This is a genomic window from Aeromonas sp. MR16 (assembly GCF_022549315.1).
GTDB classification, from domain to species: Bacteria; Pseudomonadota; Gammaproteobacteria; order Enterobacterales; family Aeromonadaceae; genus Aeromonas; species Aeromonas aquatica.
Map to the genome: position 1 here is coordinate 1 of NZ_JAKZFK010000025.1, position 24,322 is coordinate 24,322.

The following is a 24,322-nucleotide window of genomic DNA, read 5'->3' on the forward strand; positions in this document are numbered from 1 at the left end:
TGGATATTTACAACCTGGAGCGACCGCATCATACGTTGACATACAGAACCCCCGATGCGGTACATCGGGGGTTCTGAGTCACGTGAAGCTAGACGAAAATGTGTAAACCTATTTCAGGACTAGACAGTATTTTTCTGAGGCCGCAAGTCGTTGCCTGCCTCACAGAATTCGTGTCGCCGCTTACCTTTTGGTTCGAATCAAGTATACTTGCACGCGAATTTAAAGCGCCAAATTGTAAAAAGGAAATTCACGTGAATCCTATTGTAAAGTCATTCCAGTACGGTCAACACACCGTTACCCTGGAAACCGGTGTGATGGCCCGTCAAGCCACTGCGGCCGTAATGGTCAGCATGGACGATACCTGCGTATTTGTGACCGTCGTTGGCAAGAAAGAGGCCGATCACGGCCGTGATTTCTTCCCGCTGACCGTCAACTACCAGGAGCGTACCTATGCTGCTGGTCGTATCCCGGGTGGTTTCTTCCGTCGCGAAGGCCGTCCGAGCGAAGGCGAGACCCTCATCTCCCGTCTGATCGACCGTCCTATTCGTCCGCTGTTCCCGGAAGGCTTCCTCAATGAGGTTCAGGTGGTTGCCACCGTCATGTCCGTGAACCCGGCCGTGTCCCCCGACATCGTTGCCATGATCGGTGCCTCTGCTGCACTGGCCATCTCCGGCATCCCGTTCGGCGGCCCGATTGCTGCTGCTCGCGTCGGCTACATGAACGGCCAGTACGTGCTGAACCCGACCACCCAGGAACTGCCGCAGAGCGATCTGGATCTGGTCGTCGCCGGTACCGCCAACGCGGTGCTGATGGTGGAATCCGAAGCGGCCATCCTGTCCGAAGAAGTGATGCTGGGCGCCGTGGTCTATGGCCACGAGCAGATGCAAGTGGTGATCAACGCCATCAACGCATTCGCCGCCGACGTGGGTACCCAGCCGTGGGATTGGACCCCGCCTGCGACCAACGAAGCGCTGAAGGCCAAGATTGCCGAGCTGGCCACCGCCGAGCTGGGTGAAGCCTACCGCATCACCGAGAAGGCCGTGCGTTACGCCGCCATCGGTGCCATCAAGCAGCGTGTGGTTGAGCAAGTCATCGCCTCCGGCGTGGAAGAAGATGCCAAGAAGATCGGCGAAGAGTTCCACAGCCTGGAAAGCCGCATCGTCCGTGGCCGTGTGGTTCGTGGCGAGCCGCGCATCGATGGTCGCGATCCGGAAATGATCCGCGCCCTGTCCGTCGGCACCGGCATCCTGCCGCGCGCTCACGGCTCCGCCCTGTTCACCCGTGGTGAGACTCAGGCCATTGTGGTTGCGACCCTGGGTACCGAGCGTGACGCCCAGAACATCGACGAGCTGGCTGGCCACCGTGCCGACCGCTTCATGCTGCACTACAACTTCCCGCCGTACTGCGTCGGTGAGACCGGCATGATGGGTAGCCCTAAGCGTCGTGAAATCGGTCACGGTCGTCTGGCCAAGCGCGGCGTTGCTGCCGTGATGCCGAGCGCCGCCGAGTTCCCGTACGTGGTGCGCGTGGTGTCTGAAATCACCGAGTCCAACGGTTCCTCCTCCATGGCTTCCGTCTGTGGTTCCTCCCTGGCGCTGATGGACGCGGGTGTGCCGATCAAGGCCTCCGTCGCCGGTATCGCCATGGGTCTGGTGAAGGAAGAAGAAGGTTTCGTCGTGTTGTCCGACATCCTGGGTGACGAAGATCATCTGGGCGACATGGACTTCAAGGTAGCCGGTACTACCCAAGGTATCACCGCGCTGCAGATGGACATCAAGATCGAAGGCATCACCAAAGAGATCATGGAGATTGCCCTCAAGCAAGCCCGTGGCGCTCGCCTGCACATCCTGAAGGTCATGGACGAAGCCATCCAGGCTCCCCGTAGCGAGATCTCCGATTTCGCTCCGCGCATCCACACCATCAAGATCAATCCTGAGAAGATCAAGGATGTGATCGGCAAGGGTGGTTCCGTGATCCGTGCCCTGACCGAAGAGACCGGCACCAACATCGAGCTGGATGATGACGGCACCGTCCGCATCTCCGCCGTTGCCAACGAAGCCGCCATGGAAGCCATCCGTCGTATCGAGGCCATCACCGCCGAGATCGAAGTGAACCGCATCTATGAAGGCAAGGTTGTGCGTCTGGCCGATTTCGGCGCTTTCGTCAACATCCTGCCGGGTAAAGACGGTCTGGTACACATCTCCCAGATCACCGATGCCCGCGTGCAGAACGTGGCCGACTTCCTGAAGATCGGTGATGTTGTGAAGGTGAAGGTACTGGAAGTGGATCGTCAAGGCCGTGTGCGTCTCTCCATCAAGGAAGCGAATGCACCGACCGAAGCCGCCGCTCCGGTTGCCGACGTGGCCGTTGCCGCCGTCGAAGAGCCGACCGCCGAATAAGGCTGCCATGCCGTGAAAAAGCCGACTCTTGGGTCGGCTTTTTTTATGCCGGCGTTTCTCTCTGACTCTGTTGCAAGCGAGATGGCTTGTTCCTTTTGGCGCCAATTGTTATAAGGGACGACCCGCCTCTTCGCTGTCAAAAGGAATTGCAGTATGTCATGGGCCTATCTCAGGCATTTTCCCCCTCTGGTTTGGATCGTGATCCTGGGCACCTTCATGGTGCGCACCACTTTTTTCATGGTCTGGCCGTTTCTCTCCATTCTGCTCTACCGTGACTACGGTCTGTCGGCGACGCTGATTGGCCTCATCCTGGGGTCAACTGCGGCACTCTCTACCCTGGTCAGCTTCTATGGGGGCTGGCTGTCGGACAAGTGGGGACGGCGCAACATACTGTTGTTTGGCTGCCTGGTGTCGGCCTTGAGTGTCAGCCTGCTCGGGCTCTCCCATCAGGTGTTCTGGCTGGCGATCGGCGTGGTAGGCAGTGGACTCTCCTACGGGCTCATCGATTCACCGGGCAAGGCGCTGATGGCCGATAGCCTGGCCGAGCCGAAAGCTCGCGAGCTGGCGCTGCACCTTCGTTACTTTCTGCTCAACCTGGGCGCGGCCATAGGCCCCCTACTCGGTGTCAGCTATGGCCTGAGTGCCCGGCAGGAGACCTTTCTGTTGCTCAGTGCCAGCTATCTGCTGCTCGGCCTCATCTTCATACTCGGTTTTCGACTCGCGGGAGCTCAGGCAGGCAGTGCAGCCGGCCCCGGCATGCGGGCCGTGTTGCGCGTGCTCTGGCAGGACAGGGGCTTCCTGTTGTTGACCCTGGCCAACGTGCTGCTGATGCTGGTCTATGCCCAGTTCGAGTCGCCGCTCATCCAGTATCTGACCCGGGCGGGGACTCCCGAGGTGGAGCGGCTCATCGGCTGGCTGGTGTCGGCCAATGCACTGACCATAGTGATCCTGCAGTTCCCACTGTTGCACCTGACCGCCAACTGGCTCATCAAGAGCCGGTTGCAACTCGGGGTGGCGATCTTTCTTGGCGCTCAGGTGCTGTTTGCACTCGGGGATACCGCCATCTGGTGGCACTGGATAGTGGCGGTGATCCTGCTCAGCGTCGGTGAGTGCATCCTGTTCCCGCTGCTCAACGTGCTGATCGATCAGATGGCGCCAAGCCACCTCAAGGGCAGTTATTTTGGGGCCGCGTCCATGTCCGGGCTAGGGATCGCCATCGGGGCGCTGTTGGGAGGCTGGATCCTGACCAATTGGGGAGGCAGCTGGCTCTACGGGCTCATGGCGCTGCTCTGTCTGGCTATTCTGGTTCTCTATGGATGGGGGACCCGGATCCCGCGTCCGACGCTGATCCAGGTCAGTACTGAGTACTGAGGATTAGAAGGTCAGCACCTTGTCGGCCGCCAGGGTCCACTGGGCCAGCAGGGGCAGGGTGCCTATCTCGATGCCCTCGATAAGGGGCAGGGCCGTGATGCCGCGGGCATCGGTGCAAGTCTTGCACAGCCGGATCAGGGTGCCCTGTGCCAGCAGGATCTCCAGCATCTGGCGCAGGTTGTAGCCCTCGGCTGGCGCCTGGCTGGCCAGAGCGGCGCCGACGGCATCGGACATCAGGAACAGCTTCAGGATGACGCCACCCTGCTCGTTGAGGGCGATGGCCAGACGCAGGGCGTTGAACAGGGACTCGCTGCCATAGGGGGCGCCGTTGGCGATGATGACGATCTGTTGCTTCATGGGGCTCTCCGGATTGAAAGGTGTCATTGTAGCGCCATATGGACTCTGTTGACGTGATGGGGTCCCAAGTCTGTCGTAGGTTTTTTCCGCCGGCTTGACCTCGGAGGGTGAGTCAGGTCTCATAGGCAGCCATCCAATATGACAGAATGACGAGGTCGTTATGTGGAAAATTGCCGGAATGAGTATGCTGCTGTTGGCCGGTCAGGCCTATGGTAGCCAGGAGGTTGGCTGCAAGGCTCGGCATCAGGCGGTGACCGATCAGCTGGTCTTCGCCAAGGCACACAACAATGCGGATCAGGTGGCCGGGCTGGAGCAGGCCCTGCGCAACATCGAGACCCACTGCACCGATGCGGGCCTGATCGAGGAGCAACAACAGAAAGTGGCCAAGCAGAAGGAGGAGGTGGAAGAGCGCCTTGCCGATCTGCAGAGTGCGCGGGTGTCGGGCAAGCCGGACAAGATCGCCAAGAAGCAGGTCAAGCTGGAGGAGTCCCAGGCCGAGCTGCTGGAAGCCCAGCGCGAGCTTGAGGCGCTGCAGAAACTGATCAAGCCCTGACCGGGCTGCAGCGCAATAGAAAAAGCCGGGCATGCCCGGCTTTTTCTATTTCTGGATGGTGCAGTCCGTAACCCGCAGGTCCGGCATTACTGCCGATGCATCAGCACAAACTTGTCCATCAGCTGCTCTTCGGTCTCCACGTGGGCGGGATCCCAGATGATGCAGTCGATGGGACAGACGCTGATGCAGGTCGGCTTCTCATAGTGACCGACGCATTCGGTGCAGCGATCCGGGTCTATCTCGTAGATCTTGGCCCCCAGGCTGATGGCCTGGTTCGGACACTCGGGATCGCACATGTCACAGTTGATGCATTTGCTGGTGATGAGCAGCGCCATCTCAGGCCGCCGAGTGCGGCTGACGGGTGTCCTGACGATCGCCGAGGTTGCGCAGCAGTATGCCGTAGTTGATGTCGATCTCTTTGGGGACCGGCACATAGACCACGTGACCGTTGCCCGGCGCGGTGTCGATAAGCTCCCCTTTGCGGTTCTGCATCTGCTCCAGGTTGAAGCTGACGTTGCCCTGGGGCGTCATCAGCTCCAGGCTGTTGCCCACCAGGAACTTGTTCTTCACTTCCACTTCCACCATGTCGCCCTGACGGCCGGTGATCTCGCCGACGAACTGCTGGGTGTCGGAGACGGAGTAGCCGTAGTCGTAGTTCTGGTACTCGCTGTGGTTGTGGCGACGCAGGAAGCCCTCGGTGTAGCCGCGGTGAGCCAGGTTCTCGAGGGTGCCCATCAGGGTCGGATCGAACGGCCGGCCGGCGACCGCATCGTCGATGGCCTTGCGATAGACCTGGGCGGTGCGGGCGCAGTAGTAGAAGGACTTGGTACGGCCTTCGATCTTGAGGGAATGCACACCCATCTTGGTCAGACGCTCCACGTGCTCGACGGCGCGCAAGTCCTTGGAGTTCATGATGTAGGTGCCGTGCTCATCCTCGAACGCCGTCATGTACTCGCCCGGACGGTTGGACTCTTCCAGCAGCACCAGCGCATCGCTCGGTTTGCCGAGCCCCAGGGTGTTGTCCGGACGCACGGCAATCGGCTCCTGACGGTGGACTATCTGGCCCACGTCATCTTCCTTGCCCTCGTGCACCTTGTACTCCCAGCGGCAGGAGTTGGTGCAGGTGCCCTGGTTGGGGTCGCGCTTGTTGATGTAACCGGACAGCAGGCAGCGGCCGGAGTAGGCCATGCACAGGGCGCCGTGGACGAAGACTTCCAGCTCCATCTCCGGCACCTGCATGCGGATCTCCTCGATTTCGTCGAGGGAGAGCTCGCGGGACAGGATGGCGCGGGTCAGGCCCATCTGATGCCAGAACTTCACCGTGGCCCAGTTGACCGCGTTGGCCTGCACCGACAGGTGGATCGGCATGTCCGGGAAGGCTTCGCGCATCATCATGATGAGACCGGGGTCGGACATGATCAACGCGTCCGGCTTCATGTCCACCACCGGGCGCATGTCGCGGATGAAGGTCTTGAGCTTGGAGTTGTGGGGCTGGATGTTGGCCACCACGTAGAACTGCTTGCCCAGCGCGTGGGCTTCGTTGATGCCGAGCTGCAGGTTCTCGTGATCGAATTCGTTGTTGCGCACCCGCAGGCTGTAGCGCGGCTGGCCCGCATAGACGGCGTCGGCGCCATAGGCATAGGCGTAACGCATATTCTTGAGGGTCCCGGCAGGGGAGAGCAATTCTGGTCTGAACATGTTGGACTCTTTCTATCTGATTGCAAATCAGGACGACGCCACCTGATGGCGTCGTATTGGTTCATCTGTGATGCACGACGGTACTCGACGCACTGGCACCCGATGGGGTACACCCTGAGTATGAAATGGCTCGATACTCCTGATATACGGGGTGCGAGATTGTACTCGTCACTGGCCCATCATGCAATTTGAGCGGGTGACACAGGAGGTTCACGGTTGTTCATTTTACGCTCAGATTGTCGATGCTAGGGTGTCGGGGCGCCGATGGAGGGAATTGTTGAGGGCAGAATGGATCTTTTCCGCTAAAAAGCCCCCTCTTCAAGTTGAAATTTTGTCCGACTCGGGAAAGAATGCGCGCTCGGTGATTGGTCCAGGGCGCGAGTGAATCGCAGCAGGACAAACCGGGAAAAAAACAGGTCTCAGGCCCACAGGAACAGGAACAATACAGGAACTTTATGAATCCCCTTCGCATTGCCGCTTCGGCCCTTTTTTGTACTCTGACTCTGGTCAGCCAGCAGGCTTCCGCCGTTGAATACGTGCTGCCCGCCGCCAACAGCCGCCTGATCGGCGAGAATCAGGAGTACGTGGTGCCTGCGGATAATCGTCCGCTGGAGCAGATCGCCTCCGACTTCCAACTGGGCCTGACCAACATCATGGAAGCGAACCCGGGCGTTGACCCCTATCTGCCGACCCCGGGCAGCAAGCTGGTCATCCCCCATCAGCTGATCCTGCCGAATGCGCCGCGCGAGGGGATCGTCATCAACGTGGCAGAGATGCGTCTGTACTACTACCCGAAAGGCCAGAACGTGGTGCAAGTGCTGCCCATCGGCATCGGCCAGCTGGGGGTCAACACCCCGGAAAACTGGATCACCAAGGTGGAGCGCAAGCGCGCCAACCCGACCTGGACCCCGACCGAGAACATCCGTCGCCGCTATGCCGCCCAGGGCAAGACCCTGCCTGCGGTCTGGCCGGCCGGCCCGGATAACCCCATGGGCCTGCATGCGCTCTACATCGGCAACCTCTACGCCATCCACGGTACCAACGCCACCTTCGGCATCGGTCTGCGGGTGAGCAGTGGCTGCGTGCGCCTGCGCGCCGACGACATCAAGTACCTGTTTGACAAGGTGCCGGTCGGTACCCGCGTCCAGTTCGTGAACCAGCCGGTCAAGTCCACCGTCGAGCCGGATGGCGGTCGCTACATGGAAGTTCATGAGCCCCTGTCCCGTACTGAGGCGGAGTTCAATTCCAGCGAATCCGTGCCCTTGCCCATGACCCCGGCCATCACCCGCTTCATCGCCCACATGGACAGCGATTCCAATGTGGTCAAGCAGGTGCTGGAGCAGCGTAACGGCTTGCCGACCCGTCTTAACCCGCAGGCCTGATGGCCGCTGACGAGACAATGAACAACGGCGACCTCAGGTCGCCGTTGTTGTTTCTGCCGTGGCCGAGCCTTGTCTGAGTGGTTGTCAGGGTGAATGCACTCAGGCGGCGGGCGGGGCATAGAGGGCGAGACGGTTGCCCTCGGTGTCTTCGATGATGACCCGGGAGCCGTGGCCGCTGCCGATGCTGTGCAAGGGTTCGAGCACCCGTCCGCCGAGTTTGGGCACCATCTGCTCGGCCTCGCTCAGGCGATCATTCAAGGCAAGGTAGATGAGGGGGCCAGTGCCGCCCGGTTGGTGGTATTCGTCCATGGGGCCGAGGCAGGCCGCCGCGTTGTTGCCATCGTGGCGCAGCATGGCGAAGCGTATCTCCTCCTGTATTGGTGTGACCGGCACGCCGAGCAGGGCCGAATAGAAGGCCATGGCACGATCCAGATCCCGGGTCGGAATGTCGGCCCAGACCAGAGTGTTGTCCATCTTCGTATTCTCCAGACGTTCCCGGCCGATGCGGCCGGTGGCTCTTAGAGGGTAGGAGTGGCCGCAGAGGGGCGCCAGCAGTGAAAAAACGGCGCCTGATGGCACCGTTTTTGAGTGGGGAAGAGAAGTGGTTTCCGCTCTGTATACAGTCACTTGCCTGCGATGTTCAGGCCACCGAAGCGGCTCTGCGCCGGCGCGTCGCGGCCCTCCTCATCCTGGGCGTAGTCATTTGCCGGCGATGCTCAAACCACCGAAACGGATGAGGGGGGCATAGAAGCCCTTGCCATCGTCGTGGTGCAGTTGGCCGCCGACCGCTTCCAGCTCCCCCAGCAGGCGGTAGAAGTTGCCCGCCACCGTGATGCCGCGCACCGGTTGAACGCGCACGCCATCACGGCACAGGAAGCCGGATGCCCCGAACGAGAAGTCACCGCTCACCGCATCGGCGCCCGAGTGCAGACCATCGAGCTTGACCAGCTCCAGATACTCGCCGCTCTTGACCTCGGCTTCCGAGTGAGGGCCTGTGCCAAACACCAGGTGGCGGGCCGTCACATCCAGCGCGCCGCGGGCACTGCGGGCCGCCGAGCCATTGCTGGCGATGCCGAAGTGGTGGGCGGTGGCGCTGTTGTGCAGCAGGCTCTTCAGCTCCCCCTCGCCGATCAGCAGCAGATCCCGGGTGGGGGCGCCTTCACCGTCGAACCCCTTGATGTTCATGCCACCCGGCATATAGGTCCGGCTCTCCAGGCTGAGCCAGCGGGAGGCAACCTGCTGCCCCAGCTTGTCCCGCCAGGGGTTGATCCCCTGCTGGGCCCATTTGCCGGAGAGCGCCGCCTGGAAGCAGCCGAACAGGCTGGCCAGTGCGTTGGGGGTGAAGATCGCGCCGTAGCGACCACTTGGCACCGCCTCACCGGCCAGCAGGGCATGGGCCACTGCGTGGATCTGCGTGATGAGACTCTGGCTGTCCAGCTCGTCGAAGCGGCGGCCATATTGTCCCTGGGAGTGCATGGACTGGCGGCCACCGCGGGAGATCAGGGCCGAGCTGTAGCAGCCGACGCTGAACTCCTGATGCTGGCAGAGGGTGCCCCGGCTGTTGGCGAGCCAGAGCCGGCTCTCTCCCTCGAAGAAGCTGTTGTAGGGGGCGCCGGTCACATCGGGCTGCGCCAGCATGTCCGCCTCGAGGCGCAGGGCGAGGGCGATCTTCTCCTCCACCGGGGTGCCGTCAGGCTGATTGATCTCGGCGCAGTCGGTGCTGATCTGGCTGTCCTCGACCCGAATGGCCTGATCCGCATCCAGCTTGGCGAAGCGGCTGGCGTCACAGGCATCCTGCAGCATGGCGGCCAGGGCCGCCTCGTCCAGCGACTCCGAGTAGGCGATGCCGACTCGGCCCTCCTTGATCAGGCGAATGCCGATCTGCTGGCTGCTGGTGACCTTGTATTCGGCGAGTTCGCCCTTGTCGGCCTTGAGGGAGAAGGCCTTGTCCCGATTGGCGATAAGATCCGCCTCGGCACCGAGATCGGCGACCTGGTTGAGCAGACGGCTCAGCAATGCATTCATATCGAGTTGGCTCATCAGGCATTCCCCCCCACGAGGATGTTGTCTACCTTGAGTGGCGGCTGGCCGACCGAGGCCGGGATGGAAACTGAGCCCGGCAGGTTGTCAATTATGCTCATCAGACGTTCCCCCCACGAGGATGTTGTCTACCTTGAGTGGCGGCTGGCCGACCGAGGCCGGGATGGAAACTGAGCCCGGCAGGTTGTCAATTATGCTCATCAGACGTTCCCCCCCACGAGGATGTTGTCTACCTTGAGCGGCGGCTGGCCGACCGAGGCCGGGATGGAAACTGAGCCCGGCAGGTTGTCAATTATGCTCATCAGACGTTCCCCCCCACGAGGATGTTGTCTACCTTGAGTGGCGGCTGGCCGACCGAGGTGGGCACTGAGCCCGAGACAGAGCCGCACATGCCGGCGGCCAGCGCGAGATCGCGGCCCACCATGGAGATCTCCTTGAGCACCTGTGGGCCTGTGCCGATCAGGGTTGCCGATTTGAGCGGTTTGGTGATCTTGCCGCCCTCGATGAGGTAGGCCTCCTGCACGTTGAAGTTGAACTCGCCGGTACCCGGCTGCACCGAGCCGCCCCCCATCTTCCTGGCGTAGATGCCGTGCTCCACCGTGGCCAGCATCTCATCGAGCGAATGGTTGCCCGGCTCGATAAAGGTGTTGCGCATGCGCGAGGCGGGGGCGAAGCGATAGGATTCGCGCCGGCCCGAGCCGGTGCGGGCATGGCCGGTCTTCAGCGCTCCCATGCGGTCCACCAGGAAGCCGGTCAGCACCCCATCCTTGATGAGCTGGGTGTGCTGGGTCGCCATGCCTTCGTCGTCGACGTTGATAGAGCCCCAGGCGTTGGCCTGCAGGCCTTCGTCCACCGCGCTGACCGCCGGGTTGGCAATCAGCTCCCCCATCTTGTCGTGGAACACCGAGGCTTTCTTCGCCACCGAGGTGGTTTCCAGCAGATGGCCGCAGGCCTCGTGGAAGATGACGCCGCCAAAGCCACTCTCCATGATGACCGGCAAGTTGCCGCTCGGGCAGGGGGCCGCGCCGAGTTTCACCAGCGCCTGGCGGGTGGCGGTGAGGGCGAGCTCCCGGGGATCGATGAGGGCCGCATGCTCCCAGCCCATCAGGGCCCCGGGGGCCTCGTAGCCGATGCTCTGCTCGCTGCCGTTCTGGGCTATGGTCTGGGCCATGATGCGGTTGTAGTGGCGGCGGTCGCTGACCATGAGCCCTTCGCTGTTGAAGATCTCCACCTCCTGCTCCCAGCCCAGCGCATTGGCGGAGAACTGGCTCACCTTGGCGCTCTCGGCGCGGGCTGCGGCGTCCATGGCGTACAGGTAGGCAATCTTCTGCTCCAGCTGCTTGTCCGCCGATAACGGCAGCGCCACCGGGTTTCGGTCGGTGAAGCGGATGAAATCGAAGGCGGTAGCGGTCACCACGGGGTCACGCCTGTCCTTGGCCGCCAGCAGGCTGACGATGCGCAGCAGCTCGTCGCGATCCGCCAGATTGGTGTAGCCATACAGCACCTTGTGGCCGTAGCACAGCCGCACGCCTATGCCGAAATCGAGGCCGCCGCTGATATTTTCGATCTGGCTGGAGAGCAGGCTGAGCTGGCTGCGACGCTTGCGTTCCACGAACAGCTCGGCGAAGTCGGCGCCAAGCCGCAGCGCGTGATCGAGCACATCGCGGGCAATGGCGGGGGTCAGCAGGGAGAATGGGGTCATAGCATATCCTTTTCTGGTCTGAGCCTGTTCAGGGCCGTCCCCGGCGCCGAAGGGGACTGGGGACGGTTTCATTGTTACAGACCTGTGCAAAAAAGTCGTCATGGCATCATGCGATGATACCGATTGGGACAATCGGCTCGAGATCTGCACCCGCTAGCCAGCGGTCAAGGCTCACAGCAGCTCGTGGATCTCACCGAGGATTTGGTCAACCCACTGCTCGATGCGGGGCTCGGTCTGGTCGGCACATTGGCTGGCATCGTCGAGCAGGCACGATCACAACAGTTCGTGGATCTCGCCGAGGATCTGGTCAACCCACTGCTCGATGCGGGGCTCGGTCTGGTCGGCACATTGGCTGGCATCGTCGAGCAGGCACGATCAGAGCAGCTCGTGGATCTCACCGAGGATTTGGTCAACCCACTGCTCGATGCGGGGCTCGGTCTGGTCGTACTGGTTGGCATCGTCGAGGGCCAGGCCGACGAAGTGACGGCCATCGTCGATCAGCGCCTTGGAGGCGTCGAACTCGTAGCCTTCGTTCGGCCAGTAGCCCACCAGCTTGACGCCTTTTGGCACCAGCTGATCGTGCAGCAGGCCGAGGGCGTCCTGATACCATTCGCCATAGCCCAGCTGATCACCCATGCCAAACAGGGCGATGATGCGTCCTTCCAGATGGAGATCGGCGATGTCCTCCCAGCGGGATTCCCAGTCTTCTTGCAGCTCGCCGAAGTCCCAGGTGGAGATGCCCAGGATCAGGATGTCGTACTCCTGCATGCGGACGAGGGGCACATCCTTGATGTTGTGGAGATCGACCAGCTCGGGGCCGATGAGGGCGCGGATCTTCTCGGCGGCCATCTCGGTGTAACAGGTGGTAGAGCCGTAAAACAAACCAATCTTCATCTCGCTGTCCTTACCGTAAAACAGAGCCATCTCGTGTCATCCCCTGTTTTTTGCGGCAAACAGGGCATACTGGCTTCTTAAGACACGCCGGGGTGAGCATGGCGGGCCAGGTGGAGGGGCGCCAGTCTAACAGATTGCGATTCGCCCTTCACCGGGCAAGGGGTCAGAGGCCATCACTTGCCGTGCCTCGGGACCACGCTACAATGGCGCACCCTTTGTCGAAGACTCAAGCCCATGACCAAGCCCGCTCCCGCCCAGCACAACCATCCCCTGATCGAGCCCTTCCTCGATGCACTCTGGCTGGAGCGTGGCCTGTCTGACAACACGGTCAGCTCCTATCGCACCGATCTGGAGAAGTTTGCGCTCTGGCTCGATGAGCAGGGCGGCTCCTTGCTGCTGGTGGGGATGGACGAGATCCAGCACTACCTCGCCTGGCGGGTGGACAAGCAGTTTGCCGCGAGCTCCACGGCCCGCTTCCTGTCGGCCCTGCGCCGTTTCTATCAGTATCTCAATCGGGAAAAATTGCGCAGCGACGATCCGACCGTGTTGCTGGAGGGGCCCAAGCTGCCCAAGAAGTTGCCCGCCGATCTGAGTGAGGCCGAGGTGGAGGCGCTGCTGGGGGCACCGTTGGTGGACGATCCGCTGGAGCTGCGGGACAGGGCCATGCTGGAGCTGCTCTACGCCACCGGGCTGCGGGTCTCCGAGCTGGTGGGGCTCACCGCCGAGCACGTCAGCCTGCGCCAGGGGCTGGTGCGGGTGGTGGGCAAGGGCAACAAGGAGCGACTGGTGCCCATGGGGGAAGAGGCCGTCCATTGGCTGGAGCGCTACTACCGGGAGGGACGTACCCTGCTGCTCGGCGGCACCAGCTCGGACGTCGTCTTTCCCTCCAAGCAGGCCAGGATGATGACCCGCCAGACCTTCTGGCATCGGATCAAGCTCTATGCCATGCGCGCCGGGATCAGGGGGGAGCTCTCCCCCCACACCCTGCGCCACGCCTTTGCCACCCATCTGCTCAACCACGGCGCCGATCTGCGGGTGGTGCAGATGCTGCTGGGTCACGCGGATCTCTCCACCACCCAGATCTACACCCATGTGGCGAACGAGCGCCTCAAGACACTGCACGGCGAGCACCATCCGAGGGCCTGAATGCCTTCCCCTGACGAAAGCTGTCGTGCTTCGCCTGGAGCTTTCGCCCATAAAAAAACCGCCTGGTGGCGGTTTTTTTGCAAGTGCCGGGCAGGCCGCGAGCTTATTTGCCCTGCTGGGATTTCAGCAGATCGCGGATCTCGCTCAGCAGTTCCTGATCCTTGGTGGGACCGGCCGGGGCAGGGGCTTCCTCTTCCTGCTTCTTCTGCAGGGTGTTGACGGCCTTGAGCCCCATGAAGATGGCAAAGGCGATGATCAGGAAGTCGATGACGGTCTGGATGAATTTGCCGTAGGCGATGACCACGGCGGGCACCTCGCCTTCGGCGGCCTTCAGGGTCACGGCGAGATCGCTGAAGTCCACGCCGCCCAGGATGAGGCCGATGGGCGGCATGATGACGTCACCTACGAAGGAGGAGACTATCTTGCCGAAGGCGGCACCTATGATGATACCAACCGCCATGTCGATGACGTTGCCTCTGGCCGCAAAGGCCTTGAACTCTTTAATCAGACTCATGTTCCCCTCCAAAAATGGGTTCTGAGCGGCCGCTACCGCTCCTTTGATTTGAATAATAAAGCATCAGGAAAACAGAGGGATGCCCTTGCTGCTGCCTGTTGTCCTGATTAGCTTGCTGGGCCTCGGCCCAATTGGCAACCTGCTGGAATGGGAATTTTTTGCATTCGCCACTATTAATCAGTCTGTAATTTATGAGTTGAGCCACCAATGTCACTGGTTTACCGTATGAAACCTCTCGTTCATACCAAGTGAGTGAAATAGTGCACTATTTACTGCTGGGAATGATGCTGTTGTGCGCCTTTGCCGCCAACGCGGGGATGGATCCTCAACAATTGAAGCAGACCATAGCCCAGCGTCTCGGCGTGCGGGTCTTCCTGATCGACGAGACCCCGGTGCCTGGCCTCTTCCTGCTGGGCACGTCTCAGGGGCTGATCTACAGCGATGCCAGGGGCGACTATGTGCTGCAGGGCTCCATGCTGGATCTGGGTCACGGCATGAAAAATCTCACCATGCTGGACCAGCAACGCCAGCGCCGGCTGGCCCTGGCCCAGATCGGCGAGCAGCGGATGCAGCTCAAGGCCCCGCACGAGCGTCATCATCTCACCCTGTTTACCGAACTGGGTTGCCGCAACTGCCGGGCCACGCTGGATGAGTTGCCCATGCTGCAGGCGAGGGGGGTCAGTGTGCAGTTACTGCCGGTGCTCGGCCGCTTCGCCGATCTGGCCGATGCGCAGGCGCTCTGGTGCGATCCTGCACTTCTGGGTGAACTCAGTCTCAGTGATCGTTTGCCTGCGGCCGGATGTAATGAGATCCTTGCCCATCATATCGGCCTGAGCCAGTGGCTCGGGATCAAGGCGTCACCGAGCTGGGTCCTGCCAAACGGGGATCTGGTGCGCGGTTACCAGCGCCCTGAACAACTGCTCAAGCTACTGGATCATATCGATGCCCCTGCAAATCTGTCGTCGTCCGCGAGTTGATGATTCCCATCTGCCCGCCACCCTGCATCCCCTGCTTCGTCAAATCTTCGCCAGCCGCGGCGTGGAGGATCCCGCCCTGCTGGAGCGCAGCGCCAGCCAGTTGTTGCCGCCTCAGCGTCTGTTCGGCATGGAGCAGGCGGTGCCGCTGCTGGCCGCCGCCCTGAGCGCCCAGAAGCGCATCCTCATCGTCGGCGACTTCGACTGTGACGGCGCCACCAGCTCGGCCCTGTGCGTGCTGGCGCTGCGGGCCATGGGGGGGAAGAGCATCGACTTTCTGGTGCCGAACCGCTTCGAATTCGGCTACGGCCTCACCCCGGAGATCGTCGAGCTGGCGGTGGTCCGGGGCGCCGAGTTCCTGATCACCGTGGATAACGGCATCTCCAGCATCGCCGGGGTGGCCGCCGCCAAGACGGCCGGCATGCAGGTGCTGGTCACCGATCATCACCTGCCGGGTCATGAACTGCCCGCTGCCGATGCGATAGTGAACCCTAACCAGCGTGGCTGCGACTTCCCCTCCAAGTCCCTGGCCGGGGTGGGGGTCGCCTTCTACCTGATGGCGGCGCTCAACACCCATCTGCGCCAGACCGGCTGGTATGAGCGTCAGGGCATTCGCGTCCCCAATGTGGCGGACTATCTCGATCTGGTGGCCCTCGGCACAGTCGCCGACGTGGTGGCGCTGGATGGCAACAACCGCATCCTGGTCCATCAGGGGCTGCAGCGGATCCGGGCCGGTCGCTGCCGCCCCGGCATCCAGGCGCTGGTGGATGTGTCGGGCCGCGACGGTCGCCGCCTGTGCGCCGCCGATCTCGGCTTCGCGCTGGGCCCCAGGCTCAATGCGGTCGGCCGTCTCGATGACATGTCCCTCGGGGTCGCCTGCCTGCTGTGCGATGACATCAATCTGGCGCGCCAGCTGGCGGCCGAGATGGACAGCCTCAATCAGGAGCGCAAGGAGATAGAGCAGGGGATGCAGCAGGAGGCCCTCGCCACCCTGGAGCAGATCCGTTTTCGCGATGGCGAGGTGCCGTCCGGCATAGTGCTGCACAGAGACGAGTGGCATCAGGGGGTGGTGGGCTTGGTGGCCTCCAAGATCAAGGAGAAGTACTACAGACCGGTGATCGCGTTTGCCGAGAGCAGCGACACCGAGCTCAAGGGCTCCGGTCGCTCCATCCCCGGCGTGCACCTGCGCGATGCGCTGGAGCTGCTCGATACCCGCCATCCCGGCCTGATGGGCAAGTTTGGTGGCCACGCCATGGCGGCGGGGCTGACCCTGCCCAAGGCAAACATAGAGGCGTTCGGCCGGGCATTTGAAGCCGTCATCGCCGAGCTGGTGACGCCGGAGCTGCTGACCGGGGTGCTGCTCACCGACGGCGAGCTGCTGCCGGACGAGCTCAGCCTGGAGCTGGCGGAGTTGATCCGTGCCTCCGGCCCCTGGGGCCAGGCCTTCCCCGAGCCGCTGTTCGACGGCGAGTTCGTGCTGGTGCAACAGCGGCTGGTGGGGGAGAAGCACCTCAAGCTGATGCTGACCACGGATTCCGGCCACGCGGTGGATGCCATCGCCTTCGGGGTCGATCTCAAGCGCTGGCCGGATGCCTCGGTGAAGCGGGTGCGGCTGGTCTATCGGCTCGATGTCAACGAGTGGCGCGGCAACCGCAGCGTCCAGCTGCTGGTAGAGCATCTGGAGGCCGCCGGTCTCTAATATCCGCACCTCTGTCTACGTCGCTCAAGCCAACGGCCACCCTCGGGTGGCCGTTTTGTTATGGGAAATGGGACGGGGGAGTTGACCCGTCTATGGCTTCACAGTTTAAGCTCTCTTTCATAGGGTCGACTGACGACCCGCACCAAGAGTGGTTGCCATGAAAATATCCGAACTGGCGCGCCGCTGCGGCCTCGCCCGCTCCACCCTGCTCTATTACGAGAAGCTGGGGGTGATCGAGGGTGTGCGGGCTGCCAACGGCTATCGCCACTACGACGAGGCCGATCTGCAGCGGTTGCAGATGGTGCAGGCGCTACAGGCCGGTGGCCTCAGCCTCAAGCAGTGTCTAGCCTGCCTGGCGGGGGAGATCGATCAGGCTGCACTGCGGGCAAGGGTTGAGGAACTCGACATTGAGCTGGCCCGCATGCAGCGGGCCCGGGATCTGCTGGCGGATCTGGCGGGCATGAGTGCTCACTCCGGCGAGGCGTTCAAGGCCTGGCAGCTGCAACTGCGGCGAGAGGCGCCCCAGGCCTATTTCGACTGGGTGATGAGGCAGGGATTCAGCGAGAAGGATCGCTATCAGCTGCAGTGGCTCAGCAAAGACATGAACGAACACCAGCGATACATTCGCGATTTCAAACTGCTGCTGGATGGCATGAGCCACTGGGGGCCGGGAGATCGCGCCTTTACCCAGCAGCAGTTCGAGGCCCTCGCCATGACCCCCAACCGCATCCTCGACATCGGTTGCGGGCGTGGCGCCGCCACCCTGGCGCTGGCTCAGGTGTGCGACGCCCCCATCCTGGCCATCGATCTCGATGAGACGGCCCTGGCCGCCCTCGATCGTTCGGCCAGGGCGGCGGGCTATGAGCAGGTGAGCACCCTGTGCGCCAATATGGCGGCCTTGCCCTTGGAACTGGCGCCGGTCGATCTTATCTGGGCCGAGGGGAGCGCCTATGTGATGGGCTTTGCCGAGGCGCTGACCGCCTGGCGGCCCTTGTTGAGCGACCCCCACGGCAGATTGGTGGTCAGCGAATTGGTGTGGCTGACCGACGCGCCCCCGTCCGAGGCCAGGGCGTTCTGGCAAGAGGGGTATCCCGGCATGCAGACCCTGGATGCCTTGCTCGAGGCCATCCGGGCCAGGGGTTATGAGTGCCTCTCCCATACCATGTTGCCAGCGCGGGGGTGGCGCAATTACCTGGATCCCATAGATCGCAATCTGGCACACCTCGAGGGCGAGCTGGGAGACTCGGCGGCCTTCAGGGACTTAACCCAGGAGCTCGCCATCCACCGTCAGTATCTCGGCCACTATGGCTATGTGATGTGCTGCCTGCGGGCAGCCTGACACCGACAACATTCAACAGGAGACAAGATGAATATCCAGATCCGACCCGAAACCCGTGCCGACAGCGACGCCATCGAGGCGCTGACCATAGCCGCCTTCCTGGAGGCGCCCCACACCGACCACAACGAGCAGCTGATCATTCGCGATCTGCGCGCGGCCGGGGCCCTCAGGCATTCGCTGGTGGCGGAGCAAGAGGGCGTCATCGTCGGCCACCTCTGCTTCTCGCCGGTGACCATCAGCGATGGGAGTCAAGGCTGGCTTGGTCTCGGCCCCATTGCCGTTGCGCCAAAGTGGCAGGGGCAGGGCATAGGTGCCCAACTGATGCGGGCCGGACTCAAGGCCCTGGATAGCGATGGGGTCGCCGGTTGCGTGGTGCTGGGGGATCCCGGTTTCTACGGCCGCTTCGGCTTCCTGGCCGATGAGCGGCTGGTGCTGCCCGGCATACCGCCTGAGTACTTTATGGCCCGGCGGTTTAGGGATGAGCAGGCCCGCGGCGAGGTGAGCTATCACGCCGCCTTCCATCAGGGGTGAGAAGCAGGAACAGGGGAGCCATGGCTCCCCTGTTTTTTTGGGGGAGAGATGGTGAATATTCATTGCCAGCCTACGGTATCAGGCAGCGGTTTCATCTCCTGAACCTGCATTTTGGCCCGGCTGAATATGGGTTGGCGACCCATTTTGTGATATATTCGGCTCCTTCCCCTTGCGTCCCCGAAGGAGCCTGATCCCTTGCCAGGCCTTGGTCGTTTACAGACTGGGCTGATGTCTCTTTTCATCGCCTGCATCCTGTGGCTGGCGGCCCTCGCGGCGGCCGGGCTGGATGCATCCGTGCGCATCGCCCAAGCCGAGAGGCCGGTGGCGCAGCAGCTGTACGAGGCGTCGGACAGTCGACTGACCGAGGAGATCGGCCTGCCCCCCGGCGGCCAGTGGCGGCTCAGCTTCGAGCAGGGACGACGGTTGGAAGGGGTCGATCCCGAGCGCTATCGTATGCTGCTGGCCTGGTTCCAGCACGACATTCAGGGCTGGCTCTGGGGCCTGATGTTCTTTCTGCCCCTCATCTACCTCAGGCAGGTGCCTGTTCACTTCGGCTATCTCCATCGGCGCCTGCTGGGGTGCCGCCATCTCAGATTCAGGTTCTGCCACGGCGACTGACGGCCGGCTCGCCATCCCGCGCGTGCCCGACCCAGCGTCTTCCTCATTGCATTCGGCTCCCCGAGCCATGCTGACTGCCGCCTCCGTTCGTTGCCGCGCCTTGTGATCCCTGTCCCGCCAGCATGACTGCCGTTCGGGACCAGACTGTCCGCGCAACCCGTGAGCCGACCCGATGGAATATTACCTAAACCTGTTCATTCACTCGATCTTTGTCGAAAACCTGGCCCTGGCCTTCTTTCTCGGCATGTGTACCTTCCTCGCGGTGTCGAAGAACATCAACACCGCCTTTGGCCTTGGCATGACGGTGCTGGTGGTGATGGTGATCGCCATTCCCCTCAACAACCTGATCTACCGCCATATACTGCGCCCGGACAGTACCTTCCTCGGGGAATTTGATCTGAGTTTCCTCGATTTCATCATCTACATAGGCGTGCTGGCGGCCCTGGTGCAGGTGATGGAGATGGTGCTAGACAAGCATTTCCCGGCGCTCCACCAGGCCCTGGGGATCTACCTGCCGCTGTTGACTGTGCACTGCGCCATTTTCGGCGGTGTCATGTTCATGGCCCAGCGGGATTACGACTTCATCGAATCCGTGGTCTATGGGGCGGGCTCCGGGCTGGGCTGGCTGCTGGCCATCGTCGCCATCGCCGGCCTGCGCCAGAAGATGAAGTACTCGGATGTGCCCGAGGGGCTGCGGGGAATCGGCATCACCTTCATCGTGGCGGGGCTGATGTCGCTCGGCTTTATGTCGTTTTCCGGCATCTCGCTCTAAGGTGCAGGGAAACGACTGACGGCCGTCAGTTCAGATGTTTGGCCATGTTGTAGCCGGTGATCACAAACCCCAACTCCTGGTAGAGCGCCAGTGCCCGCGGGTTGTCCTGGGCGACCCGCAACTTGATCTGGCCGATGCCCAGCGCCTGCAAGCTGGCCTCCAGCGCCGCCATGGCGGCCTTGCCATAGCCCAGGCCGCGGCGGGACGGCGCCATGTAAAAGTCGCAGATAAAGGTTTCGCCCTTGGCGGTGTCGATGGCGTGCCAGAGGTAGCCGAGAGGTTGGGTATCTATGTCGAGCGCGCCGTCATCGGCCCTCGGCCCGCCTGCGGGCACGATGCAGAGCAGGTGGTGGTTTGGCGTGGCAACCCCCTGGGGCAGGGACTGGTGCAGGCTCTGCTCGGCCTTGTGGCGGGCGGTGGGCAGATCATGACCATGATTGCTGGCGAGATCTTGCGCGTAATCCTCGATGAAATAGGCGCAATAGGTGGGGTAATGCTGCTCACTCATGGGGAGCAAACGGACGAGGGGAGTCGGCATCCTGCTGATCACTCAATGAGAAAATGAGCGGTCACGTTAACCCGCTAAGGGGGAGCAGGGCAAACATCCTGGCCTCTGGAGGCGTCATTGCGGATAAAATAGCACCAATAAAAAGAGCGCCCTTGGGCGCTCTTTTTTTGACGAAGGAGGGAGGCAGTCTGGCCTCTCTTCCTTGCGAGGTTATTTGACCTCTTCGCCCTTGGCTTGCAGATCCGCGTGGTAGGAGGAGCGCACGAAGGGACCGCAGGCGGCGTGGGAGAAGCCCAGCCCCATGGCGACATCCTTGAGCTCGTCGAACTCTGCCGGCGGCACGTAGCGCTTCACCGGCAGGTGGTGGCGGCTCGGCTGCAGATACTGGCCCAGGGTCAGCATGTTAACGCCGTGCTCGCGCAGATCGGTGAGCACCTGCACGATTTCCTCGTTGGTCTCGCCGAGGCCCATCATGACGCCGGACTTGGTCGGCACATGGGGGTGCATCTCCTTGATGCGGCGCAGCAGCTCCAGGGACCACTTGTAGTCGGCGCCGGGGCGGGCGACACGATACATGCGCGGTGCGGTTTCCAGGTTGTGGTTGAACACGTCCGGCGGGGTCTCGCGGAACACCTCCAGCGCCTGCTCCATCCGGCCACGGAAGTCCGGGGTCAGGATCTCGATGCGGGTCTGGGGGCTGTGCTCGCGGATCTGCTTGATGCAGTCGGCGAAGTGCTGGGCACCGCCGTCACGCAAGTCGTCGCGGTCCACCGAGGTGATCACCACGTATTTGAGCCCCATCTCCTTGATGGTCAGCGCCAGCTTCTTCGGCTCGTCGGGATCCAGCGCCAGCGGGCGGCCGTGGGCCACGTCGCAGAAGGGGCAGCGACGAGTACAGATGGCGCCCATGATCATGAAGGTGGCCGTCCCATGGTTGAAGCACTCCGCCAGGTTGGGGCAGGAGGCCTCCTCACAGACCGAGTGCAGCTTGTTCTTGCGCAGGGTGCTCTTGATGTGCTCGATCTTCTGGCTCGACGGCGGCAGCTTGATCCGCATCCAGTCCGGCTTGCGTAGCACTTCCTCGTTGGGATCCGGCATGAATTTCACCGGGATCAGGGCCATCTTGTCGCCATCGCGCAGCTTGACGCCCGGCTCCATACGAACGGGTTTGCTCATGATTCACTCTCGGTGTTTGTTATTGTCTGATTGATAGCCACCAGGGTCATCGCTGTGCCCTCATGGCCGCGCGGCATGGACGTGCTCATGCCGCCTCTTCGGTATTGGTGATCGTTTGATAGCCGATCAGGCTGGCCAGTTCGGCCACCAGGATGGATTGCGCCTCGGCCACGCTCTGCGGGCCGCCCAGGGCGCTGGTCTGGGTCATGGCCATGCCCGCATAGCCGCACGGATTGATGCGCAGGAAGGGGGTCATGTCCATGTTGATATTCAATGCCAGGCCGTGGAAGGAGCAGCCCTTGCGGATGCGCAGGCCCAGCGAGGCCAGCTTGGCCTCCATACCGAGCGCGTTCTTCACGTAGACGCCGGGGGCATCGGCCTTGGCATAAGCCTCAATACCGCTCTTTGCCAGGGTGTTGATGATGGCGGTCTCGAGGCAGGTCACCAGCTCGCGCACCGTCAGCTTGCTGCGGCGCACATCCACCAGCACGTAGAGCACCAGCTGGCCGGGACCGTGATAGGTCACCTGGCCGCCGCGATCGCTCTGCACCACGGGGATGTCGCCGGGGGCGAGCAGGTGTTCGGCCTTGCCCGCCTGCCCCTGGGTGTAGACGGGATCGTGCTCCACCACCCAGAACTCATCGGGGGTGTCGGCGCAGCGCGTGTCGGTGAAGGCCTTCATGGCATCCCATACCGGTTGGTAGGGGCGGCGGCCCAACTGTCGGACGAGCAGCTGTGGCTGGGCAGGCGTTTGGAGTGACATCTTTCCTCACTGACGGGCGCTTGAGCCGGCAAAAAACGGGATGGCAAATAATCGCTCGCCCCTGGGGCGGGGCGAGAGAGGTGACTTACAGGACGTAGCGAACCAGCTCGATCTTGCCAAGTGCGGTGTACATGGCTTCGATGTGTTCCTTGCTCTGGGCGTTGACCGTCACCCGCACCGAGTGATAGTTGCCCTTACTGCTGGGCTGAACGGTCGGGCTGTAGGTACCGGGGGCGTGCTGCTGCAATACTTCGACCACCCTGTCCGGCAGGGCCGGGTCGGCCACGCCGAGCACCTTGAACGGGAACTTGCAGGGAAACTCCAGCAGTTCATCAAACTTGGTATTCATTTACTCACCTTTTGGCGTCGTCATGAGACGACTTCATCTGTGATCTTGTATGGCCGATGAGGCATCAGGCCGCCAGTACCTGTCAATATGGGCATGACCCACGCCAGGATCAAGGTCCTGGCCGGTCGACAAGACGTGGAAGTGCTGCTTTTTACCACAAATAGACCCTCGGCGGAACCTGCAGTTTGCAGGGTTATTCGCTCGCAATGGCCTTAACTGGAGAGCGGCGCCCATTGGCGCCGCTCCTTTATCACTATTTTATGCTGTGGCTTACTTGAACCAGCTGGAGACCAGCAGCACCAGGTAATCCCACAGGCGGCTCACCAGCCCGCCTTCCTGTACCTCTTCGAGGGCGACCAGCGGAACCTGCTTGATCTCCTTGTCACCCTGTTTCAGGAATACGGTACCGACCCGTTGGCCCTTGGCCAGCGGTGCCTTCAGCTCGCTTTCGAGCTGGAAGTCGGCCTTGAGGTTGTTGCCCTGACCGCGGGTGACCAGCACGGAGACGTCTTGATCCACACCCAGCTTCACCTCGGACTTGTCACCCATCCAGATCTTCTGGGTGACCAGCACGGTGCCGGCCTTGTAGGGGGTCAGGCTCTGGAAGAAACGGAAACCGTAGGTGAGCAGCTTCTTGCTCTCGGCGGCGCGGGAACCTTCGCTGCTGGCGCCCAGCACCACGGCGATCAGGCGCATGCCCTCGTTGTTGGTGGCGGAGGAGACCAGGTTGTAGCCGACCTGGCTGACATGGCCGGTCTTGATGCCATCCACCTGCAGGGACTGATCCCACAGCAGGCGGTTACGGTTGTGCTGGGTGATGCCGTTGAACACGAAGGACTTCTGGGAGTAAACCTTGTACTCCTCCGGCAGATCGCGGATGAGCGCCTGACCCAGGCGAGCCATGTCGTGAGCGGTACTGTAGTGGCCCTCCGCATCCAGACCGTGCGGGTTCATGAAGTGGCTGTCGTTCATGCCGAGCTTGGCGGCCCAGCTGTTCATCAGGCTGGCGAAGGAGTCGGTGCTGCCCGCCAGGTGTTCGGCCATGGCGACACAGGCGTCGTTGCCGGACTGAATGATGATGCCCTTGTTCAGATCATCGACCGAGACCTGTTTGCCCACCTCGATGAACATCTTGGAGGAGTCGGAGTAGTTCTTGGACCAGGCGTTCTGGCTGATGGTCACCATGTCGGTGCGCTTGATGTTCCCCTTGGCCAGCTCCTGGCCGATGATGTAGGAGGTCATCATCTTGGTCAGACTGGCGGGCGGCAGACGCTCTTCGGCGTTCTGCTCGGCCAATACCTGACCCGAGTAGTAATCGATCAGAATGTGGGCCTTGGCGGAGATCTCCGGCGCGGCGGGCACGACCATGGGCGCGGCGTTCAGGGTCGGCACCGGCTGGGCGGTCGGCAGGGCTGAATCCGGCGTCGGCACTGGCTGATTGGCCTGGGCGGTGGCGCTTAACAGGGAGGCCAGAATAACGGAGCGGGCAAATTTGGACATCTTGAAATTCCTGGTGCCTGGATGGGGAGTACCCAAG

General features: G+C 62.1%; 27 protein-coding genes and 1 pseudogene. 12 read left to right on the forward strand and 16 right to left on the reverse strand.

All coding sequences use genetic code 11. The features are described 5' to 3' along the window. Nucleotides 1-251: 251 nt before the first annotated feature. Nucleotides 252-2,399 carry a polyribonucleotide nucleotidyltransferase gene (gene pnp / locus MM194_RS16265; protein WP_241344140.1) on the forward strand — a complete coding sequence of 716 codons (2,148 nt, stop codon included), beginning with the start codon at nt 252-254 and terminating at the stop codon, nt 2,397-2,399. A gap of 153 nt (nt 2,400-2,552) precedes the next feature. Continuing rightward, entirely contained in the window at nt 2,553-3,770 is a 1,218-nt protein-coding gene (locus MM194_RS16270; protein WP_241344141.1) for an MFS transporter, read from the forward strand. Nucleotides 3,771-3,773: 3 nt separating this feature from the next. Here the strand turns inward: MM194_RS16270 and MM194_RS16275 are convergent, their stop codons facing one another. Continuing rightward, entirely contained in the window at nt 3,774-4,127 is a 354-nt protein-coding gene (locus MM194_RS16275) for a DsrE/DsrF/TusD sulfur relay family protein (RefSeq protein WP_241344142.1), read from the reverse strand. 178 nt (nt 4,128-4,305) lie between these two features. Here MM194_RS16275 and MM194_RS16280 point away from each other — a divergent pair, with 178 nt between their 5' ends. Further along, the gene (locus tag MM194_RS16280) at nt 4,306-4,680 is read left to right on the forward strand and encodes a DUF1090 domain-containing protein (protein ID WP_241344143.1); all 375 of its coding nucleotides are present in this window, start codon (nt 4,306-4,308) and stop codon (nt 4,678-4,680) included. Nucleotides 4,681-4,766: 86 nt separating this feature from the next. Here the strand turns inward: MM194_RS16280 and MM194_RS16285 are convergent, their stop codons facing one another. Both MM194_RS16285 and yegQ read right to left on the reverse strand, forming a co-directional pair. Further along, nucleotides 4,767-5,015, reverse strand: coding sequence for a YfhL family 4Fe-4S dicluster ferredoxin (locus tag MM194_RS16285; protein ID WP_033130936.1), 249 nt, complete (start codon nt 5,013-5,015; stop codon nt 4,767-4,769). Nucleotide 5,016: 1 nt separating this feature from the next. Beyond that, complete coding sequence (yegQ, locus tag MM194_RS16290; protein ID WP_033130937.1) at nt 5,017-6,378, reverse strand: tRNA 5-hydroxyuridine modification protein YegQ; 1,362 nt, start codon at nt 6,376-6,378, stop codon at nt 5,017-5,019. A 455-nt stretch (nt 6,379-6,833) separates the two neighbouring features. Here yegQ and MM194_RS16295 point away from each other — a divergent pair, with 455 nt between their 5' ends. Beyond that, nucleotides 6,834-7,760, forward strand: a complete 927-nt coding sequence (locus MM194_RS16295; RefSeq protein ID WP_033130938.1) for a L,D-transpeptidase family protein — start codon at nt 6,834-6,836, stop codon at nt 7,758-7,760. A gap of 99 nt (nt 7,761-7,859) precedes the next feature. Here MM194_RS16295 and MM194_RS16300 read toward each other — a convergent pair whose 3' ends face one another. The 7 genes and pseudogenes from MM194_RS16300 to fldB form a co-directional block, all read right to left on the reverse strand. Next, nucleotides 7,860-8,234 carry a VOC family protein gene (locus MM194_RS16300; RefSeq protein WP_241344144.1) on the reverse strand — a complete coding sequence of 125 codons (375 nt, stop codon included), beginning with the start codon at nt 8,232-8,234 and terminating at the stop codon, nt 7,860-7,862. A 225-nt stretch (nt 8,235-8,459) separates the two neighbouring features. Then, a complete protein-coding gene (locus MM194_RS16305) occupies nt 8,460-9,800 on the reverse strand; it encodes a TldD/PmbA family protein (RefSeq protein WP_241344145.1) in 1,341 nt (446 codons plus the stop codon). After that, a complete protein-coding gene (locus MM194_RS16310; RefSeq protein ID WP_152599239.1) occupies nt 9,800-9,901 on the reverse strand; it encodes a TldD protein in 102 nt (33 codons plus the stop codon). Before MM194_RS16310 ends, MM194_RS16305 begins: the two co-directional genes overlap by 1 nt. Before the next feature lie 99 nt (nt 9,902-10,000). Further along, nucleotides 10,001-10,102, reverse strand: a complete 102-nt coding sequence (locus tag MM194_RS16315; RefSeq protein ID WP_241344146.1) for a TldD protein — start codon at nt 10,100-10,102, stop codon at nt 10,001-10,003. Further along, nucleotides 10,102-11,502 (reverse strand): TldD/PmbA family protein, encoded by a 1,401-nt coding sequence (locus MM194_RS16320; RefSeq protein WP_241344147.1) that lies wholly within the window; start codon nt 11,500-11,502, stop codon nt 10,102-10,104. Before MM194_RS16320 ends, MM194_RS16315 begins: the two co-directional genes overlap by 1 nt. A gap of 171 nt (nt 11,503-11,673) precedes the next feature. After that, nucleotides 11,674-11,766 (reverse strand): annotated as a pseudogene (locus tag MM194_RS16325) (flavodoxin FldB); the annotation flags it as partial. A 111-nt stretch (nt 11,767-11,877) separates the two neighbouring features. Beyond that, on the reverse strand, nt 11,878-12,396 hold the full coding sequence (gene fldB / locus MM194_RS16330; protein WP_033130942.1) for a flavodoxin FldB: 519 nt from the start codon (nt 12,394-12,396) through the stop codon (nt 11,878-11,880). A gap of 234 nt (nt 12,397-12,630) precedes the next feature. On the opposite strand from fldB, the gene xerD reads away from it, so the two are divergent. Further along, nucleotides 12,631-13,542, forward strand: a complete 912-nt coding sequence (gene xerD / locus MM194_RS16335) for a site-specific tyrosine recombinase XerD (RefSeq protein WP_241344148.1) — start codon at nt 12,631-12,633, stop codon at nt 13,540-13,542. A 103-nt stretch (nt 13,543-13,645) separates the two neighbouring features. On the opposite strand, the gene mscL is transcribed toward xerD, so the two are convergent. Further along, complete coding sequence (gene mscL, locus MM194_RS16340) at nt 13,646-14,056, reverse strand: large-conductance mechanosensitive channel protein MscL (protein ID WP_033131098.1); 411 nt, start codon at nt 14,054-14,056, stop codon at nt 13,646-13,648. Nucleotides 14,057-14,135: 79 nt separating this feature from the next. On the opposite strand from mscL, the gene MM194_RS16345 reads away from it, so the two are divergent. From MM194_RS16345 to nqrE, 7 genes are all read left to right on the forward strand, one after another. Then, a complete protein-coding gene (locus tag MM194_RS16345) occupies nt 14,136-14,285 on the forward strand; it encodes a hypothetical protein (protein ID WP_241344149.1) in 150 nt (49 codons plus the stop codon). Nucleotides 14,286-14,316: 31 nt separating this feature from the next. After that, the gene (locus MM194_RS16350) at nt 14,317-15,033 is read left to right on the forward strand and encodes a disulfide isomerase DsbC N-terminal domain-containing protein (RefSeq protein WP_241344150.1); all 717 of its coding nucleotides are present in this window, start codon (nt 14,317-14,319) and stop codon (nt 15,031-15,033) included. Next, nucleotides 14,999-16,729 (forward strand): single-stranded-DNA-specific exonuclease RecJ, encoded by a 1,731-nt coding sequence (recJ, locus tag MM194_RS16355; RefSeq protein WP_241344151.1) that lies wholly within the window; start codon nt 14,999-15,001, stop codon nt 16,727-16,729. Before MM194_RS16350 ends, recJ begins: the two co-directional genes overlap by 35 nt. Nucleotides 16,730-16,886: 157 nt before the next feature. Next, nucleotides 16,887-18,068, forward strand: coding sequence for a MerR family transcriptional regulator (locus MM194_RS16360; protein WP_241344152.1), 1,182 nt, complete (start codon nt 16,887-16,889; stop codon nt 18,066-18,068). 27 nt (nt 18,069-18,095) lie between these two features. After that, entirely contained in the window at nt 18,096-18,599 is a 504-nt protein-coding gene (locus tag MM194_RS16365; RefSeq protein ID WP_241344153.1) for an N-acetyltransferase, read from the forward strand. Between the two features lie 228 nt (nt 18,600-18,827). Next, nucleotides 18,828-19,217, forward strand: a complete 390-nt coding sequence (locus MM194_RS16370) for a hypothetical protein (protein ID WP_033130947.1) — start codon at nt 18,828-18,830, stop codon at nt 19,215-19,217. 172 nt (nt 19,218-19,389) lie between these two features. Beyond that, complete coding sequence (gene nqrE, locus MM194_RS16375) at nt 19,390-19,989, forward strand: NADH:ubiquinone reductase (Na(+)-transporting) subunit E (protein WP_241344154.1); 600 nt, start codon at nt 19,390-19,392, stop codon at nt 19,987-19,989. A gap of 25 nt (nt 19,990-20,014) precedes the next feature. Here nqrE and MM194_RS16380 read toward each other — a convergent pair whose 3' ends face one another. The 5 genes from MM194_RS16380 to MM194_RS16400 form a co-directional block, all read right to left on the reverse strand. Next, a complete protein-coding gene (locus tag MM194_RS16380) occupies nt 20,015-20,527 on the reverse strand; it encodes a GNAT family N-acetyltransferase (protein ID WP_241344155.1) in 513 nt (170 codons plus the stop codon). 180 nt (nt 20,528-20,707) lie between these two features. Continuing rightward, a complete protein-coding gene (lipA, locus tag MM194_RS16385; RefSeq protein ID WP_033130949.1) occupies nt 20,708-21,673 on the reverse strand; it encodes a lipoyl synthase in 966 nt (321 codons plus the stop codon). A gap of 85 nt (nt 21,674-21,758) precedes the next feature. Continuing rightward, nucleotides 21,759-22,436: a lipoyl(octanoyl) transferase LipB gene (gene lipB, locus MM194_RS16390; RefSeq protein WP_241344156.1), complete on the reverse strand. Its 678-nt coding sequence runs from the start codon at nt 22,434-22,436 to the stop codon at nt 21,759-21,761. A gap of 85 nt (nt 22,437-22,521) precedes the next feature. Next, nucleotides 22,522-22,785: a DUF493 family protein YbeD gene (ybeD, locus tag MM194_RS16395; protein WP_033130951.1), complete on the reverse strand. Its 264-nt coding sequence runs from the start codon at nt 22,783-22,785 to the stop codon at nt 22,522-22,524. 270 nt (nt 22,786-23,055) lie between these two features. Continuing rightward, a complete protein-coding gene (locus tag MM194_RS16400; RefSeq protein WP_241344157.1) occupies nt 23,056-24,285 on the reverse strand; it encodes a D-alanyl-D-alanine carboxypeptidase family protein in 1,230 nt (409 codons plus the stop codon). Nucleotides 24,286-24,322: the final 37 nt, after the last annotated feature.

Excerpts from the sequence above, each read along its gene's own strand:
- MM194_RS16270 (WP_241344141.1), top strand. The coding sequence starts at position 2,553 with ATGTCATGGGCCTATCTCAGGCATTTTCCCCCTCTGGTTTGGATCGTG.
- MM194_RS16275 (WP_241344142.1), bottom strand. The coding sequence starts at position 4,127 with ATGAAGCAACAGATCGTCATCATCGCCAACGGCGCCCCCTATGGCAGC.
- MM194_RS16280 (WP_241344143.1), top strand. The coding sequence starts at position 4,306 with ATGAGTATGCTGCTGTTGGCCGGTCAGGCCTATGGTAGCCAGGAGGTT.
- MM194_RS16285 (WP_033130936.1), bottom strand. The coding sequence starts at position 5,015 with ATGGCGCTGCTCATCACCAGCAAATGCATCAACTGTGACATGTGCGAT.
- yegQ (WP_033130937.1), bottom strand. The coding sequence starts at position 6,378 with ATGTTCAGACCAGAATTGCTCTCCCCTGCCGGGACCCTCAAGAATATG.
- MM194_RS16295 (WP_033130938.1), top strand. The coding sequence starts at position 6,834 with ATGAATCCCCTTCGCATTGCCGCTTCGGCCCTTTTTTGTACTCTGACT.
- MM194_RS16300 (WP_241344144.1), bottom strand. The coding sequence starts at position 8,234 with ATGGACAACACTCTGGTCTGGGCCGACATTCCGACCCGGGATCTGGAT.
- MM194_RS16305 (WP_241344145.1), bottom strand. The coding sequence starts at position 9,800 with ATGAGCCAACTCGATATGAATGCATTGCTGAGCCGTCTGCTCAACCAG.
- MM194_RS16310 (WP_152599239.1), bottom strand. The coding sequence starts at position 9,901 with ATGAGCATAATTGACAACCTGCCGGGCTCAGTTTCCATCCCGGCCTCG.
- MM194_RS16315 (WP_241344146.1), bottom strand. The coding sequence starts at position 10,102 with ATGAGCATAATTGACAACCTGCCGGGCTCAGTTTCCATCCCGGCCTCG.
- MM194_RS16320 (WP_241344147.1), bottom strand. The coding sequence starts at position 11,502 with ATGACCCCATTCTCCCTGCTGACCCCCGCCATTGCCCGCGATGTGCTC.
- fldB (WP_033130942.1), bottom strand. The coding sequence starts at position 12,396 with ATGAAGATTGGTTTGTTTTACGGCTCTACCACCTGTTACACCGAGATG.
- xerD (WP_241344148.1), top strand. The coding sequence starts at position 12,631 with ATGACCAAGCCCGCTCCCGCCCAGCACAACCATCCCCTGATCGAGCCC.
- mscL (WP_033131098.1), bottom strand. The coding sequence starts at position 14,056 with ATGAGTCTGATTAAAGAGTTCAAGGCCTTTGCGGCCAGAGGCAACGTC.
- MM194_RS16345 (WP_241344149.1), top strand. The coding sequence starts at position 14,136 with ATGCCCTTGCTGCTGCCTGTTGTCCTGATTAGCTTGCTGGGCCTCGGC.
- recJ (WP_241344151.1), top strand. The coding sequence starts at position 14,999 with ATGCCCCTGCAAATCTGTCGTCGTCCGCGAGTTGATGATTCCCATCTG.
- MM194_RS16360 (WP_241344152.1), top strand. The coding sequence starts at position 16,887 with ATGAAAATATCCGAACTGGCGCGCCGCTGCGGCCTCGCCCGCTCCACC.
- MM194_RS16365 (WP_241344153.1), top strand. The coding sequence starts at position 18,096 with ATGAATATCCAGATCCGACCCGAAACCCGTGCCGACAGCGACGCCATC.
- MM194_RS16370 (WP_033130947.1), top strand. The coding sequence starts at position 18,828 with ATGTCTCTTTTCATCGCCTGCATCCTGTGGCTGGCGGCCCTCGCGGCG.
- nqrE (WP_241344154.1), top strand. The coding sequence starts at position 19,390 with ATGGAATATTACCTAAACCTGTTCATTCACTCGATCTTTGTCGAAAAC.
- MM194_RS16380 (WP_241344155.1), bottom strand. The coding sequence starts at position 20,527 with ATGCCGACTCCCCTCGTCCGTTTGCTCCCCATGAGTGAGCAGCATTAC.
- lipA (WP_033130949.1), bottom strand. The coding sequence starts at position 21,673 with ATGAGCAAACCCGTTCGTATGGAGCCGGGCGTCAAGCTGCGCGATGGC.
- lipB (WP_241344156.1), bottom strand. The coding sequence starts at position 22,436 with ATGTCACTCCAAACGCCTGCCCAGCCACAGCTGCTCGTCCGACAGTTG.
- ybeD (WP_033130951.1), bottom strand. The coding sequence starts at position 22,785 with ATGAATACCAAGTTTGATGAACTGCTGGAGTTTCCCTGCAAGTTCCCG.
- MM194_RS16400 (WP_241344157.1), bottom strand. The coding sequence starts at position 24,285 with ATGTCCAAATTTGCCCGCTCCGTTATTCTGGCCTCCCTGTTAAGCGCC.